The organism is Niallia oryzisoli, assembly GCF_036670025.1.
In the GTDB taxonomy this organism is placed as follows: Bacteria; Bacillota; Bacilli; order Bacillales; family Cytobacillaceae; genus Bacillus_BD; species Bacillus_BD oryzisoli.
The window spans coordinates 477,524-496,515 of the sequence record NZ_CP137640.1; the positions used below are offsets into that span (position 1 = coordinate 477,524).

The window sequence follows — 18,992 nt, forward strand, 5'->3', positions numbered from 1 at the left end:
TCTTTAGTTACAAGAAGATATACATATCTAATCATACAGTAAGACATTTCGTTCTACTGTCTCATATTCATTTGCTCCTTAATAAAGGTAAGGTACAGCAGCGAAAAGAGCCGCCAGATTTAATAATTTCTGTAATGTCGACTTCAATGACTTCAAAATTCCGTTTTCGTAGTTCAGCGTTTACTTTTTTATTTACTGGCAAACTCAAAATACGGTTATTCCCAATTGACAACACGTTTGTACCAAGCGTAAATTGTTCTTCTTCTGTTACCTCAATTAATTCATACCGAGACTGAAACATTTCAATGTCTTCTTTTTTTAATGCTTCTGGATAACATAAGGCAACTTTTTCAGAGACGATGTTAAAAATGCAATCCAGGTGCAAAAATTTCTCTTGAAAATCAATTGGTGTGACTTTAAATTGTTTATCCAACAGATCAGATAAATGATTGATCGCTTCCATATTTGTGCGGTTGCTTAGGCCTATATAAATGGTATCCCGGTCGATAATGACATCTCCGCCTTCAATCATAACGCCAATGATGTTGTAATAAGAAATCCCTTCATCCTCAAGCCATTGCTTTAATACATTTTCTTCTCCTTTTCGAACGTCATGTGCCATATCAGCTACAAAAATGGTTTCACCAAGTGTAAATCCAATATCCCTTGTAAAAACCTGTTCGGGAAATTTCTTGTGATATGGCAGTAAATAGACTTCTACCCCATTTTCACGTAACGTTTTGACGAAATGATCGTGTTGTTCCAAAGCAACTTCAATATGTATCCCTTCATCTTTGAAATGTTTCTGAGTTTCATTTATGACGTCCCTAATCGTCATATATTGAGGCTGACATAAAATGACTTTCTTTAAAGAATCATATTCATTAAAACAACTTATATTTGTATGACTTTGACTTTGTTGAGTATTTTGCATATTTGTCTCCTTATTTTTACTTATATTATCTGCAAACAAATGGTGGAATATGTTGATTTTTATGAACCTCCACCAAAGCCATGAGAAAACTTGAAAAAGAAGCTAGCCATAAGTTGTTGTGTACTCGTTTTTACATTTTTTGAAGCGGGTTCAGAGAACTAGCCAAACACTTTTTTTTATTACAAAAAGTGTCCTGCCGGTTACAGATGCTATAATAAAACTTGGACAAATTTCACAACTGAAGTGGAAGTGTATTTGGAGGGACCTCTTTGATTATCACACTTACTATGTTCTTATTGGGTATTTTATTAGGGTTTATTGGTGCAGGAGGATCCGGTTTTATCATTGCTCTTTTAACCGTTATTTTTGGGGTGCCAATTCACACAGCGTTAGGAACTTCTCTTGCTGCTATGGTGTTTACCACTTTGTCCGGAGCTTACAGCCATTACCGTCAGGGAAATATTGATATAAAAACAGGAATAACAGTAGGCGCATTTGGGGCGATTATGTCTTTTGTTGGTTCCAAGATTGCGGTATGGATTCCGGTAAATTCACTGCATTGGCTCACTGCGGGAATGCTGTTCCTATCCGCGGTTATGCTGTTGATCCGCCTTTTTATTGTGAATAGGCTAAAAGAGACAAATAAAAGGGAAACGAAATTTACTGCCAGCTTTCTAGTTAAAGCGGCATCTGTCGGTATTGTGACTGGTGTTTTATCTGGTACGTTTGGTATTGGATCGGCTCCATTCATCCAGCTTGGGTTGATGATGGTGTTGGGCCTTTCTGTACAAGAATCAGTCGGCACGACCATGCTGGTTATTCTACCTATTGCAATGACTGGAGGGACTGGCTACTATTTTGAGGGCTACTTCAACGTCTTGCTTCTGATCCAGGTACTGGTTGGAACGATGATTGGTTCTTATATTGGAGCTAAATTCACCAACAATGTTCCGCTGCCAATTTTAAAAAGTGCTATGGTTCTCACTCCAATAATGGCGGGTGCCATTTTGCTAATTCAATGAATGATAATAGAGGCTGCTTAAACTCTTCTTATGAGCTTAGCGGTCTTTTGTCATTTAATGGTAGTATTTGCGGTAGACGATAATGGTACATCCACTCGATATATAGTAAAAAGTCCTGCTCAATTGAGAAGGACTTATTTTGTTATTCAGTTGGATTTAATACTAACAGCAAATTAAAACGCATAAAGTTTTATAATACATTGCTAAATCAAATCCATTTAGATATAGGAGGGAGTTTATGTTTAAATACTTTTTCTTTAAAAAAAAACAAAAAGAAAAACACATAAACTCTTTGGTTTTAACGAAATTGGATCGAATTATTGAGTTATTAGAACAGAAAGAAAAGGGAAGTGCAGCAAAAACAATTCAGATTGAGCATGTTCAAATTGATCATTTAGAAAACCTTACCTTTCGGTTAGATAATCTTGATATTGACGAGTTAAGCGGAAAGCTGATGATTGGAAATAACATTATGAGTAAGGAGAATTTGTCTGAATCACTTAATTTAAAGGTTAACAGTGATTTGTTGAAAAAAGATTCTTTGTCAGAAACATCCGCCCACCAAGAAAAGATTGTGAAAACCTCTAAAGGATATCGCTTCCGAAACGATCTTTAGGTGAATGATTTGCAAACTTCAATGATTGTCACATTGGTTCGTTATGTTCAATGTTTGTAATTTTTATATCTTGGTCATTAATATTTCCATCCATCACATCCTGGTCATATACGAAATTTACATTATGTTTAATCTGATTTTCATGCCCAAATAGATTACCTATAGAATAATTTATTTTGTCATTAGCATCTATTCCATTTATATGTCCTTTTCCAATACTAATGGTGTTACTATGTGTCATGGTATTAACATTTACACTTTCAAGGGTAAGATTGGTTGTATGATGGTCATTTGGTTGTTCAACGTGCAGATTTATATCACGGTCATCAATGGGGGTATCTACAATATCAGGATCATTTAAAATTAACATATTATTAAGGAGCAGATTCGACTGTCCACTGATACTTCCAATTACACGATTCTCTTTTCCATGGGTACTCCAGCCGATCGCTGAGTTCCGCTCTCCAATAAATATGCCTGATTGCCTTTGCATCGTTTGTACTTGTATATCGCCGGTAAATTCAATATGTTTGGATCTTATCATCTAAGGTTCACCACGTTTGATCGATTTTCTAATTCACTTATTGTACTGTATGTTTAAGAAATTAGAATGTTGATATGGTCCGAAAAAAAGAGAGTGACAATCCACTAGTAATTTGAATATCCTACATAAGAAAAGTGGGCGAAAACCGTTATATGAAAAGATTCCAGTTTCAAATGCTGCCGTGCAATCAGGATCTATATAACCTTCAAGTAAAAGGAGTAAAAAATCAAATGATCAAATTAAAGCTGGGGAACATTACAGTAACGAGTCTCGGTGATTCTTCTGGTTTTTTCATAGGTGAAACGAATACACATAAAAATTTTTGTTCAAATAAAGTGATTACTGATATTGTTGGGGACATATCTGGAAAGGAAAATACAGTGATAAACAACAAATGGGTTAAAGATAATCTAGAATGGAAGGAAGAATAAATTCATGAAATCAGCTACTTTATCTCCAACTTTCCAGATTGGTACGATTAATATTGGAGTCATTGAAAGTGCCTCATGCTTTAGCATCGGTAATAATTTTATTGAAGACTTTCAAAATAGTAAACAGCATTACCAGGGACTTGGAAATATTCATGGTGATAAAAATAACCTTGCTCATATGAAAGCATCGCTATCCAAATCTGAGCAAAGCCCGACATCAAAAAAACAACAGGAACAAAAGATAAACCCAAACCCGAACCCTCATAAAAATATAAAAAAACAACAAACCCTTGGTTGATGAGAGGGTTTGTTGTTTTTTAGATTCGATGAATAAATGTATATTTCATACAGCTTAGATATTTCCTCCAAAATTAGGTTTAATATCTTGGTCAAAGATTACTCCGTCCATTGCTTCAAAGCTATCTGAAATATTATTGAGATTTCCAATGGTGTTATTGGCAATTCCATACATACCACCAAGGTTTAGATTTTGTTTTCTGTTGGCATCCATACCATTAACGACTAGTTCACCAACTTGCACGACTGCATTTGGCTGGGGAGAATTGACATTGAACACTCCTAAATTAATGACTGAAGGCACATTTTTTCCTCCCATTCTTTCCATCCTTCTTATAAGCCATCTTATGTAAGGATAAATATCTTGTGACGACCTTAGTAGAAAGGGCTAGGAACATGGGACCCGCGGTTCACACTTTGAGAAGCCTTTTTTTATTCTTTGAGTTACTCTGGAATGATTTCATATGCCATCTTCAATATTACATCTTTATGTTGAGGATATTTTAACAAAAGTTCGTTTTGCGTAAATAATTCAAAATCCTTATATTCAAAACCTGGAGAAACCATACACCCAACTAAAGAGAATGTATCTTCATCCATAACAGATGATCCAAAAATAGAATTTTTTGGAACAAACGCTTGAGGGACTTCCCCTTTATCCAAATTCAATCCTAACTTAATTTCTTTATAATCTCCATTTTCATCAATGATATGAATCGTTAGAGGGCTTCCTGCATGATAATACCATAATTCATCGGATTTCAAACGATGAAAATGGGAAATGTCATTGGAAGTTAAGAGAAAGTAAATACTCGTATAAAGCTTGCGCTTCCCTTCGAAATTCACGCTTAATTCCTGATCAGAAGTCATTTCTGTAGATTGAAAGGTTTCTTTATAATATCCACCCTCTTGATGTGGAGTTAGTCCAAGTTTTGTTACATAATATTGTGGGTCATTTTTATACAAAGTGAAATACCTCCGATGATATAAGTAAAGTGTTTTTAAGGGTTAAAAAAATTTAATTCCACCCCTAAACTAGTAAAGCCACTTCATTGTACAAATTAGTTAAAGATGCTACAACTTTTCATAAAGTTTGTTTTGTTTTTATCATTAAGACGTGAAGATTGGGATACACTATGTATAAGTAAGTACATGTAGGTTCTTATTTTGGTCAATAATACGGACTTTACGCATAATTTCCGAACATTAAAGATTATTTTTAAAAAGGGATTCGTATTACATTGACAGTGGTAACCTCTGATGTTAGTATGAAGCAGTAAAAATAAATACTGTTCTCGTATAATCCTGGGAATATGGCCCAAAAGTTTCTACCAAGCTACCTTAAATAGCCTGACTACGAGGTTGTGTACATAAATATGGAAATAAACTCATACTTTATTTCCGGTATCTACTACCTAAAGTCAAGCTCCGGTGCATCTCGGGGCTTTTCCTGTTTTTTACAAGAAACAATTTCATCATGATTATCATAGGAGGATTATTTAATGAAAAAAAGTACTAAGAAAATAGTAATGATCTTATTCATTGCTTTAATGACTGTTGTTATGGCAGCATGCGGTGGAAATGACTCAGCTAAAGAAAATGATGCTAAGTCAGATACAGGTAAAGATGGATTAAAAATTGCTATTGTAACAAGCCCTTCAGGCGTTGATGATGGCAACTTTAATGAAGATAACTATAACGGTATATTAAAATTTATTGAAAATCATCCAACAGCGACAGTAAAAGCTATTAGAGAAGAAACGGGTGATCCTGCTGCAGCTGTACAGGCTGTTGCTGATATTGTTGCAGATTATGATGTTATTGTAACACCTGGGTTTCAATTTGCTGGAGTTTCTAGTATTGCTGTAGAAAACCCTGATAAAAAATTTATTATCAATGACTCTGAGCCAGCTCCTGTAGGTGACCAAAAAGAATTTGATAATATATATGCCATGAATTTCGCTGAACAAGAAAGTGGCTTTTTTGCAGGAATGGCTGCAGCGCTTGAAACAAAATCAAATAAAGTAGCGGTTGTAAATGGTATAGCTTATCCTTCAAATGTAAATTATCAATACGGCTTTGAATCCGGTGTGAATTATGCTAATAAAGTTTATGGGAAAAAGGTTGAAGTTGTAGAATTATCAGGTTATGCAGGAACGGATGTAAATGGCGCCGATGTGGGCGGTAACTATGCAGGATCTTTTGCAGATGCAGCAACGGGTAAGGTTATTGCGAATGCATTAATTGATAAAGGTGTTGATATTATCTTCCCAGCAGCAGGTGGTACTGGAAATGGTGTATTCACAGCAGCTAAGGAAGCGAAAGGCGACGTAAAAGTAATTGGTGTGGATGTTGACCAATTTGATGATGGTGTAAATGGTTCTGAAAATATCGTATTAACATCTGCGGTAAAATTCATGAGTATGAATATTGAAAAGGCATTAAATTCTGTTGTTGATGGAAGCTTTAAAGGTGGAAACGTTGTTCTTCACGCAGATACAGATTCAACTGGTTTTATTAAAGAAGAAGGCCGTCATCAATTATCAGAAGACACATTGAAAAAGCTTAATGATGCATATCAATTGGTTAAGGAAGGAAAAATTGTACCTGCATCTAATTTTAATGGCCATACTCCAGAAAAGTTTCCAGGGTTATAATATATAGATAGAACAAAATTAAAATGAACCATTAGAAGTTTATCATTTCCCAAATTAAGAAAAACTAGGGAATGATGAACTTCTTTTAAATTTTTCCCTATTATTAGGATAAAGGAGACGAAAGATGTCTGATTATATTGTAGAAATGAAACATATAACCAAACGATTTCCTGGAATAGTGGCAAATGATGATGTATCCATTGGTATTAAAAAAGGAGAAATTTTTGCCTTACTTGGAGAAAATGGTGCGGGTAAATCAACTTTAATGAGTATTCTTGGTGGTATGTACGAACCGGATGAAGGGGAAATTTATATTCGGGGAGAAAAAGTGCAAATAAGTTCACCCAATCATGCGGCAAAGCTTAACATTGGAATGGTTCATCAGCATTTTAAGCTCGTCGCTGATTACACAATTACAGAGAATATTATATTAGGTATAGAGCCAATCAAAAAATTTGCAGGTCTCTTCCCATACGTCGATATTCGAAATGCTAACCGAAAAATTGAAGAACTTTCTAGAAACTTTGGTTTAGAAGTGGATCCTACGAAAAAAATATCCGATCTCACTGTTTCGATGCAGCAACGGGTGGAAATTTTAAAGGTGCTTTATCGTGAGGCGGAAATCCTTATTTTTGATGAACCAACGGCTGTCTTAACGCCGCAGGAAATTGAATTCTTGCTCGGTATTATCGAAGGCCTGCGAAACGGTGGAAAAACAATCATTTTAATTACACATAAGCTGGAAGAAATTAAGAAAGTAGCCGATCGATGTGCTGTATTGAACAAAGGTAAATTAGTAGATGTGTTGGATGTAAAGTCAACATCGGTTAAACATATGGCTCAATTAATGGTGGGTAGAGAGGTAAACTTCGAATCTGAAAAAGCGGTTGCTCAATTTAAAGAGGAAGTATTAAAGGTAGAACATTTAACCGTTAAAAATGAAGATGGATTTGAAGTAGTCAATGATGTATCCTTTACCATCCATAGTGGTGAAATATTTGCTATCGCTGGAGTTGCAGATAATGGCCAAGTTGAAATAGCTGATGCTATTGCTGGATTAACAAAGGTTAGTGGTGGGAAAGTGCTTCTCCAGGGTATGGACATTACGAATGAAAGTATAAGAAAAAGAACTGAAATGGGAATATCTTATATACCTGAAGATAGACAAAGTTTTGGACTCGTATTGGATTTTGATTTATCCACTAATTTAGCATTGAAGCAGTATTATAGGGAGCCCTTTTCTAGAAAGGGAATCTTAAATAAAGAGGAATTTGAGCAGTTTGGCAGTAAGATGATTGATAAATATGATATTAGAAGTGGACAAGGTATTAAGACGCAAGTTCGTTCGATGAGTGGTGGTAATCAACAAAAAGCCATTATAGCTCGTGAAATTGAATTACAATCGCCGCTTATGATTTTTGTACAGCCAACACGGGGAGTAGATATTGGTGCGATTGAAAATATTCATAAAATGATGATTCATGAACGAGATCAAGGAAAAGCGATCTTACTTGTTTCATTGGAGTTAGATGAAATTATGAATGTAGCGGATACCATTGGAGTGATATATAATGGCCAACTTCAAAAAATTGCAAGTAGTGAATCATTAACGACCAATGAAGTCGGCGAATATATGATGGGGGCAAAGCATGAGTAAAGATAATAAGAAAAATATCTTAAGTAATAGTCTTATTCGACCAATTAGTAATGAGAAATGGCAGCCGATCTCGATTCCATTATTCTCGATAGTAATAAGTTTTATTGCTGCGGCTATTGTCATACTTTTAATTGGCAAAAATCCTTTACAGGCATTTTATAACTTATTTCAAGGAGCAGGAATCTTGCCTAAGCCTACTTATGCTGGCTATAAGAGCATACTTACTGATTTTTTGAGTTTGCTAAATGCCATGACACCGCTTGTGTTTGCCAGCTTGGCAGTTGCAGTTGCTTTTAAAGCGGGTCTATTTAATATTGGGGTTTCCGGTCAAATGCTCGTCTCCGGTTTTTTAGCGACGATTATTGTTGGTTACAGTGGATTAGATGCCGTAGTTGCAAAGCCGCTTGTTTTGTTAATCGGAATTGTTGCTGGAGGATTAATGGGAGGATTAGTTGGGTGGTTAAAATATAGATTTAATATTAATGAAGTAGTATCTACGATTATGTTAAATTATATTGCTCAGTATGTCATAAGCTTTTTTATTCAAATGTATTATATTGATCCTGTTTCAAGACAATCCAAATATATAGCAGAAGCATCAAGATTAACTTTAGTAAATGTCGAAATAACCAACTTGAAAATGGATATTCCACTTGGCTTTATATTAGCTATCATTATCGCTATTATAATAAAGTTTGTTATGGACAAAACAGTGGTTGGCTTTGAAATTAAAGCGGTAGGGAACAACCGTAATGCAGCAAAATATGCCGGAATTAACGTTGGAAGAAATACAGTCTCAGCCATGGTTATTTCAGGAGGTTTAGCTGGTCTTGCTGGTGTCACTTATTATTTAGGTTATTTTTCTTCCATCCAACCAAAAGTATTATCAAGTATCGGTTTTGATTCCATTGCTGTATCACTATTAGGAAACTCGCATCCAATTGGTGTTATTTTTTCATCATTTTTAGTATCTATTATTGATCAGGGAAGCACGTATATGAGTTCACAAGCTGGAATTAGACAAGAAATATCTTCTGTTATCATCGGGTTAATCTTATTGTTTAGCGCATGTGGCGAGTACTTAAAACATAAGGTCAGTCAGGTGAAGGAAAAAGAAGTGGATCGAAAGGAGAGTGAAGCATAATGGAAACAATTATTATTGATGGATTATCCTTTGCTCTGCCTCTTTTTATTTTGGCAATTGGTGGGATTTATAGTGAAAAGAGTGGGATTATAAATCTAGCGCTTGAAGGCTTTCAAGGTTTTGGAGCTTTCGTCGGAGCGCTATCAGCTGTTTTAATCGCAAATGCCTCTGGCACAGATATTCAAGATTTATTTTACGTGGCATTAATATTTTCGATGCTTGGCGGGATGATTTTTTCCATTTTGCATGCTGTATTAAGTATTAAATTTAAGGCAAATCAAGTGATCAGTGGTGTCGTGATAAATATTTTGGCTTTAGCGCTAACCACGTTCTTAACGACGCAAATAAATTCGCTTGTGTTTGGTACGGCTTCGGACAAGTTTCAATTAGGTGTATCGGAGCGGTTTACGATTGAAGGTTTAGCCAATATACCAGTGATTGGTGCGGTCTTTACGAATGTGTATCCGTTCGAAGTAATTATCATCGTTATTGCCTTTTTTGCTTGGTATCTTTTATATAAAACAAAATTTGGCATGCGCTTAAGAGCGAGCGGGGAAAATCCTCATTCGGTTGATGCAGCAGGTGTAAATGTATCGAAAATTAGATTCTCTGCAGTTCTAATATCGGGTCTATTATCAGGTCTAGGCGGCATGTGTTTTGCCTATTCCATTTCAGCTAACTTTTCTTCAAGTATTTATATGGGATATGGATTCTTAGCCATTGCTGCATTAATTTTTGGTAATTGGAGGATTCTCCCTACTTTTGCGGCCTGTCTTTTATTTGGTTTCGCGAAATCTGGAGGAACGTTTATTGCACAGTTAATGGAATTGCCAAGTAGTTTCACCGATTTGTTCATGACTTTACCGTATGTATTAACGTTATTGTTATTAATCTTTTTCTCTAAGTCAAATCGTGCTCCGAGAGCATTAGGTGAAATTTATGATAAAGGAAAGAGATAGGTGAATTTTCACCCTTATTAAAGATAAAACAAAAAGCTAACTCTAATTTAAGATCATTAGAGTTAGCTTTTTGTTATCATTATTCCTTTACGACAGTATCTAAAGCAACCTCGATCATTTGGTTAAAGGTTGTTTGTCTTTCTTCAGCTGAAGTCGCTTCGCCTGTTAAAAGATGGTCACTTACAGTTAGGATGGACAATGCTTTTCTTCCATATTTGGCTGCTAATGTATAGAGGGCAGCTGTTTCCATTTCTACAGCTAAAATACCATATTGGGCCCATTTTTCGTGTTCTGCATATTCATCGTAGAAAATGTCTGCACTAAATACATTTCCAACCTTTAAACTAAGTCCTTTTTCAGTGCCGATGTCATAAGCCTTTTTCAATAATTCAAAATTAGCTGTTGGGGCATAATCCATCGTTCCAAAGATTTTTCGGTTCATTTGTGAGTCGGTTGAAGCACTCATTGCGATAATGACATCGCGGATCTTGACACTCTTTTCAAAAGCTCCGCAAGTGCCTACGCGAATTAAATTTTGAACGTTATAATCTTTCATTAATTCTGTTGCATAAATGGAGATGGATGGAATCCCCATACCTGATCCTTGCACTGAAACCTTTTTACCTTTATATGTACCTGTAAATCCAAGCATATTTCGAATTTCATTATAGCAAACGACATTCTCTAAAAAAGTTTCAGCAATATACTTTGCCCGTAAAGGGTCACCTGGAAGTAAAATCGTTTCGGCGATATCGCCTGATTTTGCTCCAATATGTGTACTCATAAATAACACTTCCTTATTTTATGTTTTTGAATTTAAAAAGAAACGAGAGAGGAATATTTCGATGTTCACTTAGTAGTTTTAGGAAACAGTGAAAAAAATATTACATATTTTTTAATGCCGACATATGTTAGCTGTCTTTGGTCAATTCAATTCTCTTTTCTTCCCTGTGTTATTTTTCTAAAAGGAAATAATATCATGTAAGTGAACGTTTGTAAAAGAAATTGAAATTATTTTCGTTCACAAAAATTTAATAATTTAGGCTTATATTACTTAATATCTTGAATTAAGGGTTTTCTACTATAATTGTTATAGTAAAATTATATGATAAAAACAAAATGTTCTATTTGTATAAAACAATATGTAAATGATAGGAGCATTGAAAAGTGAATTTTTATAAATCAAGATCCCCAAAACAAACAAAATGGATCCATCTGTCAAACGATCAGGACGTCTTATTGTCAATATCCGATAGTAATATTTCTAACCAGTTTAAGGCACTTGGCTTGTCTTTAGAAGAAATGAAGATTGCTAAAACCATTCATGAACTTGTCAAAAACCATTCGCAAAATATTGCAGGTGATTTTTATCATGCTATGTGTAATATTCCAGAATATAAGCACATTGTAAATACTTACTCAAATAAAGACAGATGGATCCAAGTTCATGCTGCTTTTATCGTTATTATTTTTGAGGGCCGGTATGATGATGCTTATATAAAGAGACTTCAAACAATCACAAAAGGGCATCAATCGTTAGGAGTCTTGCCTCAATGGTATGTGGCTAGTTTTCAAATAATACTCCAGAATATTCTAAGCTGCTTATATCACTCAAATTGCGAGTTAGAGGAATTCTTTAAGATATCAAATAGTGTTTCAAAAATATTAAATTTTCATCAACAAATAATCATTGAGTCATTAGAGAAAGTTAACATCGAGAAAAAACAAGAAGAATTTCAAAAGATAAAAGAGGAATTAAAAAATAAAATATTTGAGACAAGCAGGTCATTAGTTGCCATTACTGAAGAAACAAGTGCTGGTGTGGAGGAACTGCTTCAAAAAAGCAGATTGGTAAGTATTCAAGGGCAACAAACAGCAGATAAATCAAGGGCGACACAGCTGCTGGCGGAAAATGGCCAAGAACAACTACAATCATTAGGGGATCAAATTCAATATATCTATCAAAGTACAATGGCCATGAGAGAGGCTGTAGGCTCGCTTAATGAATTATCGTCAAAAATAATAGAAGTGGTTGAAATGGTGAAACGTATTTCAAATCAAACCAACTTACTTTCATTGAATGCAACAATTGAAGCTGCTCATGCTGGTGAGCATGGAAAAGGCTTTGCGGTGGTAGCAAATGAGGTAAGAAAGCTATCAGAACAAACGAAAGAATCAGTGGAGTCCATTCAAACACTCACCGAACAAATAACGAAACAAAAAGACAATGTCAGCTTAAGCTTACAGGAGGTTGAGGAGCTTATTGAAAAAGGAAAAGATAAATCAGCTATGACGAGAGAAGCCTTTGATCGTATTGTTAGCGCAGCAAACGAAAATCTGGACACTGTCCAACAAACAGAATCTGATATAAAGAATCTCGTTGAAATCATTACGGAGATTGGAAATGATACACAAAAAATTGTTGAATCCACGGAAAGGTTAAATGAAGCAGCACATCTTGCATAGGAACCTGTCCCTTCGACCCGCTTTTGCAATAATATACTATAAGTCAATTAACTATAAGATGTATATTTATATGAGAAAATCTTGAAAGGGGCTTTTCTTATGAATATTACATCTTTTTTAATATATTGTTTTATTGTTACCTTTACACCAGGACCTACTAATATTGTGATCTTATCCACAGTACATAATTTTGGGACAAAAAAAGCTATGCACTATACGTATGGAGCAACGATTGCTTTTGGATTATAACTTATTATTTCTGCGATGTTGAATACAGTGCTTATAACAATCATACCTAAAATTTTAATGGTGATGCAGATAGTCGGTAGCATATATATATTTTATCTCGCTTATCAAATCTATAAAATGGATACATCAAAGCCAACTGTAAATCAAACGGGAACCTTTATGTCCGGATTCCTTATGCAGTTTTTAAATCCAAAAGTTGTACTATTTACAATGACTGTCATTCCTAGCTTCATTTTACCCTACTATACCGCGATGCCTGCAGTGACAATTAGTGTGGCAGCTATAACAGTTATTGGATTTTTAGCATTTATTACATGGGTACTTTTCGGTACGATATTTAAAGAGCTTTTACAGAAGCATGAAAGAATCGTAAATGTAGTAATGGCGTTATGTTTAGCCTATTCTGGTATAATGATATGGTTATAAGGTAGCTAAAAGAGGTGAATGTAATGGATAGATTTATCTATAAAAAATCAGCAGGTATTACGGCTTTATCTGCCAGTATTACTGATTTTGCATATAAAAAGCACTGTCACCAGGAGTATGCGATAGGTGTAACGCTACGTGGTATTCAACATTATAACTTGGACGGCAATTTACAATTATCCTATCAAAATGGTGTTATGCTTTTCAATCCAGAACAGGCACACGACGGAATGGCACATGATGCGGCTGGGCTTGATTATGTTATGCTTTATATAGAGCCGCAATTGCTTTTAGAGGTTATGGAGAAAAAGGATATCATACGTTTTTCAACTCCTGTTGTGTATGATGATGGACTTGAACAAAGTATCTTAAATCTTTCTCATGCCATTTTAAACGAAAAAGATGAGGCTTTGTGTAGTGAATTACTCATATCTCTTACAGATAGCCTTATTGAAACGGATTTTTCAATAGAATATAAGAAAGATAACGTGCTTATTGGAAAAGCAAAGGATATGATACATGCCAATTTAGAAAAGGTGCTTAAACTTGATGAGATATGTAACGAACTCAATTTATCTAAATTTCAGTTTATTAGATTATTTAAGGCTAATACCGGGATTTCACCATATCAATACTTTCTTAACTGCAAGGTAGAACGGGCAAAGCAGTTAATTGAAAAAAGTGGAGATATTTATTCAGCTGTTTCTGAATGTGGTTTTGTTGATTTAACCCATTTAAATAAACACTTTAAAAGCGTATATGGAACAACTGCATTTGAGTATATATCACATTTAAATTAAACATGGGGAAAGGTTCATCGACCCAATTAAAAAATTGAAAAGCATAAAGACATGGTGCAATTTAAAAACAAAAAAGAAAAGTTCTGCGAGGATTCAACTTTCTCACAGAGCTTTCCTTCACTTTTCCTACCGGGATCTGTCACTCTGTAGGAATTCTCTTTTCCGTATTTTTATCAAAGAAATGTAATTTGTTAATATCCAGCGCAAGTTCTAATTTGCTTCCTGGTGCGATATGTGCACGTGAAGCAATGCGGGCAACAAGCGGCTGGCCTTCCAGAGTGGAGTAAATCATCATTTCTGCCCCTGTCAATTCTGATACATCAACATTTATGGTGATCGTTGTATTTTTGTGAGTATCGATATATATTTGTTTATCATGGAAATCTTCTGGCCGAATGCCAAGAACGACCTCTTTTCCAGCATACCCTTCCTCGCGAAGCACCTTCATTTTTCCTTTAGGAATCATAATGTTTTTGTTTCCAATTAAAAACTTTCCATTTTCAGCTGTTCCATTAAAGAAGTTCATGGCAGGGGAGCCGATAAAGCCGCCGACAAATATATTTTCCGGTTTTTCATATACCTCTTTCGGTGAACCTACTTGTTGGATGATGCCATCCTTCATTACAACTAGGCGGGATGCCATCGTCATTGCCTCTGTTTGGTCGTGCGTCACATAAATCGTTGTTGTATTCAAACGGCGGTGAAGTTTGATGATTTCTGTACGCATTTGTACACGAAGCTTTGCGTCAAGATTGGATAACGGTTCGTCCATTAAGAAAACCTTGGCATCACGTACAATTGCACGGCCTAAAGCTACACGCTGTCGCTGCCCGCCAGAAAGAGCCTTTGGCTTGCGCTTTAAGTATTCCCCTAGCCCTAGTATTTTTGCTGCTTCCTTCACACGGTGGTCAATTTCACCCTTTGGAAATTTACGGAGTTTTAAGCCGAAAGCCATGTTATCATAAACTGTCATATGTGGGTAAAGAGCATAGTTCTGGAAGACCATTGCAATGTCACGATCCTTAGGAGCTATATCGTTCACACGTTGACTGTCAATGTAGAAATCCCCCTTGGAAATATCCTCAAGGCCGGCAATCATTCGAAGAGTCGTTGACTTTCCACACCCGGATGGACCGACAAAAACGATGAATTCCTTATCTTGAATATGAAGGTTGAAATCATTTACAGCTGTTACTTTATCGTTGTATATTTTAAAAATATGTTCTAGCTTTAGCTCTGCCAAATTAAATGAACCCCCTAAATGTAAAAGGTTTATAATAACAATTTAACAGTTAAAGGCTATTTACGCATTTAAAAAAGCTAATGAATAAAAGGTAGCGCCCATTTTCATTAGCTTTCTATCACTTTTTCAACTCTATTCACTTTGTGCATTTAAAACATATAAAATCTCATTTTCGCCGTTTTCATTGACTACAAGATTTCCTTGAAGCAGTTCACCTTTTTCACCGTAGGTCTCATAAATATAAGGAAAGCTGTTAGAATCAGAAAGAAGATATTAGTAAATTTGCAGCTGGTGAAAAAGTAACCGGACTTATTACATTTGCTCTTACAAATGAAGAATATCAGTCGTTAACGACCGTAAATCCGAAATTTGTGATCGCGGGCGGAGCAGCCGATAATGATTCATTCGAGGGATCATTTAAGGGTGATGCCGCTTATGATTTCATATACAGTGATGAACAGAAAGAAAAATTAGCAGGTCAGCCTGATTTCTATCAGGATAAACTGTTGACGCAAGATATGGCCGAGAAAAAGATGATTTTTGAGAAAAAAGATATTGGCCAAACACAAGTGCTTGTTGATGTGAATATTACGCTTGATGGAATTCAATATACAGAAGTGATTCCAACAGAAGCATACAAAGAAGCGTTTGTTGATTTTGGTGATAGCGGTATTGTGGCGATTACCATGAAGTTTATTATCGACAATACATCACAAGAGTCACTAAGTGCATACTGGACATCCTCAAAATTAATCGTTGATGATACAAGAGCAACGTACTTAAATACTGGTCAGTTAGAGCCTGAGCTTGTCGATGAAATTAAACCGGGCGAAAAAGGTGAAAAACTGGTAGTATACTTGTTGCGTAAGGATGAATTTGGAATCTATAAGAAGTTTGACCTGGAATTTGGACCGCTACGCAGCATGGATAACCAAGACCTTGCAAAAGGCTACACCGTAACATTTGAATTACCAAAAGAATAGAATCATAGATTCGTCTTCACCTTCGATGTGAGTGAAGACATAGTAGATAAGGCTTCTCAAGTGTTCATTGAACAGTTTGGGAGGCCTTTTTATATGGGCTATTGTATCATCCGCAAAATACAGGTTATTTTCTATTATTTTAAAAAAGTTATATTATTTATCGAAATTTCCAAAAGTTATCCCAATACTTATTGACATTGAGAATCATTCTCCATATAATCAAAATTGTAAATGAAAATCAATATCAATTAAGTAATTATTTATTCTATTATTTTTTAACACAGAAGAGGGGTAACAGGATGAAAAAGAGAGAATTAAAAGGTATTTTTGCCTCCTTTATAATGGCTTCAGCTGTATTAACAGCCTGTGGGGAACAAGAAACAGCAGAAAAGCCAAAAGAGGAGAAACAAGAAACAGTAGAAACTGAGAAAAAGTCTGAAGTGAAGGAAGAAGTAAAAGTTGATGTTGCTTCAGTTTATAAGGAAGCAATTACAGAATTAGATAAGGCTAAAGAAGATAAAGAAGTAGATTTTGGTTTGGTTACCGATATTTATACGAAAAATCTGCAAAGTCTTGTACAAGAAAGAGATGCAGAGTTTGAAGCACAAAATGATCAACATATTTCAGCGGCACTACAAGCTGGTCAAGAAGGTTCAATGGATCCTGTCGTTGTGAGACAAATCTTTGATAAGTTAATGCAAAAGGTTTTCTATACAACGATTAAACATGAATTTACTGAAATTGATGAAAACTGGGGTAATAAGGACGAAGTAAAAGAAGAAGTTAATGAAGCAAAGCAATATTATGCAATCCTTCAAACAACTGTCGAAAAACGTGATACGGCAAATGGTACTAATATGGTTTCCGTCATTGCCGGAGGATTTGAAGAGATTGAAAAAGCTATCGAGTCAGATGATAAGCTAGCATTCCAATTAGGTAAACAAGTCGTGGATAAAACATTAATGAAGACGTTCTATCTAGCTACTGGAGCGATTCCAAATGGATATGCAACAAAAGCTGCTGCTGAAGCAAAAGAAAACCCAGAAGTGGCTAAAATCGAACAAGCAGAAGGCTGGGCATTTTATCAATCTATTTTCAGCTACTTAGATAAACATTCCGCAGAGGAAGCCGCTTTTATTGAAAGTCAGTTTAATTTAGAAACGGATGTTGCAACCCTTGATCCTGCAGCGGTCAATAAAGCATTTGTACGTGGTTTCTCTAAAATTGCTTTAGATGAATATGCGGAAAGTATCGAAGCATGGGGAGAGGACAAGTCGCCTATTACCGCTTTAGAAGGTGCGTTGTTTATCGATGTTATTGGTAATGATATTAAAGCAATCATTGGTGAACAAGAGTATCAAACATTAACTGAACAGGCTCAGAAATACCTTGAAGCAGCAAAAGCTAAGGATAAGGAAGCAGGAGAGCCAATCTTAGCAGAAATCCAAGCTACATTGCAAAATGTGATCGAACAAGCGAAATAAGCAATTTACTCTAATGGGAGAAACCTTGTCATCAAACAAGGTTTTTCCTTTTGGATAAAACGTCTATAATTGGAATGATGAAGTCCAATTAAATAGATAGAGGTGTTATGTTGAAGATTATCATTACGGGTGGTGCAGGCTTTATTGGCAGCCATCTAGCAAGAAGACTGATGTTAGAAAATCATGAAGTATTGATCGTCGATAGTCTGCATCCATATTATTCAATTGAAAGAAAAAGGCAGCAATTGAGTACCATTGATTTATTAAGAAATGATCAATTTTTTTCATTAGATCTTTTAAATAGGGAAGAAACGATTTCTCTTTTTCAATCCATTTCACCTGACGCTGTGATCCACCTAGCGGCCTTACCTGGTGTGGCTTACTCAATTGAAAGACCACTAGAGTATGTGGATTATGATATTAAAGCTACTATCAATGTGTTGGAGGCCTGTGGGCAAAGTAACGCAAGTCAAATCATTTTTGCTTCTTCCTCATCTGTTTATGGAAACCAAGAGGGACCATTAAAGGAAGAGATGGCTAACGGAAACGTAATTTCGCCGTATGCAGCATCCAAATATTCCGCAGAGTCCTTTTGTCATGTCTATAGACATTTATATGGATTTGAGACTAAAGTTTTAAGGTTTTTTACCGTGTATGGACCATGGGTTCGTCCAGACATGGCCATAGGCATTTTTCTAAAAAGGCTGCTTAAGAACCAAGAAATCATCCTCTTTGGTGAAGACCGAGTTAGGGATTTTACGTTTATCGATGATATTGTCGATGGGATTTATTTATCGTTAACACAATTACATACAAGCGAAGTAATCAATATTGGTTCAGGTAAGCCCATATCGATGCTCTTCTTATTGGATGAATTTAAAAAATACTTTCCTGAAATAAAAATAAGGAAGGAAAAATCTCGCACAGGGGATGTTTTACAAACATGGGCTGATATTCGAAAAGCAAGAGATTTATTCGGTTATTGGCCGAAAATAAGTTTTGAGAGAGGCTTAGCTGAAACTGTAAAGTGGGCGAGGGAAAATGAAGCTTTCCTTTAAAATGATTAAGTTTTTATGTTCC

General features: G+C 35.5%; 19 protein-coding genes, 1 pseudogene and 1 riboswitch. Of the genes and pseudogenes, 14 read left to right on the plus strand and 6 right to left on the minus strand.

The features are described from left to right. Positions 1 to 67 precede the first annotated feature (67 nt). Entirely contained in the window at positions 68 to 934 is an 867-nt protein-coding gene (locus tag R4Z09_RS02425) for a dimethylarginine dimethylaminohydrolase family protein (protein WP_338450816.1), read from the minus strand. Positions 935 to 1,203: 269 nt separating this feature from the next. Here R4Z09_RS02425 and R4Z09_RS02430 point away from each other — a divergent pair, with 269 nt between their 5' ends. Both R4Z09_RS02430 and R4Z09_RS02435 read left to right on the plus strand, forming a co-directional pair. Then, positions 1,204 to 1,956: a sulfite exporter TauE/SafE family protein gene (locus R4Z09_RS02430; RefSeq protein WP_338450817.1), complete on the plus strand. Its 753-nt coding sequence runs from the start codon at positions 1,204 to 1,206 to the stop codon at positions 1,954 to 1,956. A gap of 238 nt (positions 1,957 to 2,194) precedes the next feature. Continuing rightward, positions 2,195 to 2,572: a hypothetical protein gene (locus R4Z09_RS02435; RefSeq protein ID WP_338450818.1), complete on the plus strand. Its 378-nt coding sequence runs from the start codon at positions 2,195 to 2,197 to the stop codon at positions 2,570 to 2,572. A 28-nt stretch (positions 2,573 to 2,600) separates the two neighbouring features. Here the strand turns inward: R4Z09_RS02435 and R4Z09_RS02440 are convergent, their stop codons facing one another. Then, positions 2,601 to 3,116, minus strand: coding sequence for a hypothetical protein (locus R4Z09_RS02440; protein ID WP_338450819.1), 516 nt, complete (start codon positions 3,114 to 3,116; stop codon positions 2,601 to 2,603). 152 nt (positions 3,117 to 3,268) lie between these two features. On the opposite strand from R4Z09_RS02440, the gene R4Z09_RS02445 reads away from it, so the two are divergent. Both R4Z09_RS02445 and R4Z09_RS02450 read left to right on the plus strand, forming a co-directional pair. Next, positions 3,269 to 3,547, plus strand: coding sequence for a hypothetical protein (locus R4Z09_RS02445; RefSeq protein WP_338450820.1), 279 nt, complete (start codon positions 3,269 to 3,271; stop codon positions 3,545 to 3,547). A 4-nt stretch (positions 3,548 to 3,551) separates the two neighbouring features. Continuing rightward, positions 3,552 to 3,845, plus strand: a complete 294-nt coding sequence (locus R4Z09_RS02450; protein WP_338450821.1) for a hypothetical protein — start codon at positions 3,552 to 3,554, stop codon at positions 3,843 to 3,845. Positions 3,846 to 3,899: 54 nt separating this feature from the next. Here the strand turns inward: R4Z09_RS02450 and R4Z09_RS02455 are convergent, their stop codons facing one another. Beyond that, positions 3,900 to 4,163 carry a hypothetical protein gene (locus tag R4Z09_RS02455; protein WP_338450822.1) on the minus strand — a complete coding sequence of 88 codons (264 nt, stop codon included), beginning with the start codon at positions 4,161 to 4,163 and terminating at the stop codon, positions 3,900 to 3,902. A 125-nt stretch (positions 4,164 to 4,288) separates the two neighbouring features. Continuing rightward, positions 4,289 to 4,810 (minus strand): cupin domain-containing protein, encoded by a 522-nt coding sequence (locus R4Z09_RS02460; protein ID WP_338450823.1) that lies wholly within the window; start codon positions 4,808 to 4,810, stop codon positions 4,289 to 4,291. Between the two features lie 309 nt (positions 4,811 to 5,119). Further along, positions 5,120 to 5,221: riboswitch (purine riboswitch) on the plus strand. Positions 5,222 to 5,346: 125 nt separating this feature from the next. On the opposite strand from R4Z09_RS02460, the gene R4Z09_RS02465 reads away from it, so the two are divergent. From R4Z09_RS02465 to R4Z09_RS02480, 4 genes are all read left to right on the plus strand, one after another. Then, positions 5,347 to 6,501: a BMP family ABC transporter substrate-binding protein gene (locus R4Z09_RS02465; protein WP_338450824.1), complete on the plus strand. Its 1,155-nt coding sequence runs from the start codon at positions 5,347 to 5,349 to the stop codon at positions 6,499 to 6,501. Positions 6,502 to 6,625: 124 nt separating this feature from the next. Further along, entirely contained in the window at positions 6,626 to 8,158 is a 1,533-nt protein-coding gene (locus R4Z09_RS02470; RefSeq protein ID WP_338450825.1) for an ABC transporter ATP-binding protein, read from the plus strand. Then, complete coding sequence (locus tag R4Z09_RS02475; RefSeq protein ID WP_338450826.1) at positions 8,151 to 9,302, plus strand: ABC transporter permease; 1,152 nt, start codon at positions 8,151 to 8,153, stop codon at positions 9,300 to 9,302. Before R4Z09_RS02470 ends, R4Z09_RS02475 begins: the two co-directional genes overlap by 8 nt. Further along, positions 9,302 to 10,261 carry an ABC transporter permease gene (locus R4Z09_RS02480; RefSeq protein ID WP_338450827.1) on the plus strand — a complete coding sequence of 320 codons (960 nt, stop codon included), beginning with the start codon at positions 9,302 to 9,304 and terminating at the stop codon, positions 10,259 to 10,261. The genes R4Z09_RS02475 and R4Z09_RS02480 overlap by 1 nt, the downstream gene beginning before the upstream one ends. A 79-nt stretch (positions 10,262 to 10,340) precedes the next feature. Here the strand turns inward: R4Z09_RS02480 and deoD are convergent, their stop codons facing one another. Then, complete coding sequence (gene deoD, locus R4Z09_RS02485; RefSeq protein WP_338450828.1) at positions 10,341 to 11,045, minus strand: purine-nucleoside phosphorylase; 705 nt, start codon at positions 11,043 to 11,045, stop codon at positions 10,341 to 10,343. Positions 11,046 to 11,428: 383 nt separating this feature from the next. Between deoD and R4Z09_RS02490 the strand changes: the two genes are divergently transcribed. From R4Z09_RS02490 to R4Z09_RS02500, 3 genes and pseudogenes are all read left to right on the plus strand, one after another. Then, a complete protein-coding gene (locus R4Z09_RS02490; protein WP_338450829.1) occupies positions 11,429 to 12,727 on the plus strand; it encodes a globin-coupled sensor protein in 1,299 nt (432 codons plus the stop codon). 99 nt (positions 12,728 to 12,826) lie between these two features. Next, a pseudogene (locus tag R4Z09_RS02495) lies at positions 12,827 to 13,402 on the plus strand (LysE family translocator). Positions 13,403 to 13,425: 23 nt separating this feature from the next. Next, positions 13,426 to 14,202, plus strand: coding sequence for an AraC family transcriptional regulator (locus tag R4Z09_RS02500; RefSeq protein WP_338450830.1), 777 nt, complete (start codon positions 13,426 to 13,428; stop codon positions 14,200 to 14,202). A 139-nt stretch (positions 14,203 to 14,341) separates the two neighbouring features. Here the strand turns inward: R4Z09_RS02500 and R4Z09_RS02505 are convergent, their stop codons facing one another. Continuing rightward, the gene (locus R4Z09_RS02505) at positions 14,342 to 15,445 is read right to left on the minus strand and encodes a sn-glycerol-3-phosphate ABC transporter ATP-binding protein UgpC (RefSeq protein ID WP_338450831.1); all 1,104 of its coding nucleotides are present in this window, start codon (positions 15,443 to 15,445) and stop codon (positions 14,342 to 14,344) included. A 272-nt stretch (positions 15,446 to 15,717) separates the two neighbouring features. Between R4Z09_RS02505 and R4Z09_RS02510 the strand changes: the two genes are divergently transcribed. The 3 genes from R4Z09_RS02510 (at position 15,718) to R4Z09_RS02520 (ending at position 18,970) form a co-directional block, all read left to right on the plus strand. Next, the gene (locus tag R4Z09_RS02510; RefSeq protein WP_338453182.1) at positions 15,718 to 16,428 is read left to right on the plus strand and encodes a DUF5068 domain-containing protein; all 711 of its coding nucleotides are present in this window, start codon (positions 15,718 to 15,720) and stop codon (positions 16,426 to 16,428) included. Between the two features lie 299 nt (positions 16,429 to 16,727). Continuing rightward, complete coding sequence (locus R4Z09_RS02515) at positions 16,728 to 17,912, plus strand: hypothetical protein (protein WP_422392241.1); 1,185 nt, start codon at positions 16,728 to 16,730, stop codon at positions 17,910 to 17,912. Between the two features lie 107 nt (positions 17,913 to 18,019). Then, positions 18,020 to 18,970, plus strand: coding sequence for an NAD-dependent epimerase/dehydratase family protein (locus tag R4Z09_RS02520; RefSeq protein ID WP_338450832.1), 951 nt, complete (start codon positions 18,020 to 18,022; stop codon positions 18,968 to 18,970). Positions 18,971 to 18,992: the final 22 nt, after the last annotated feature.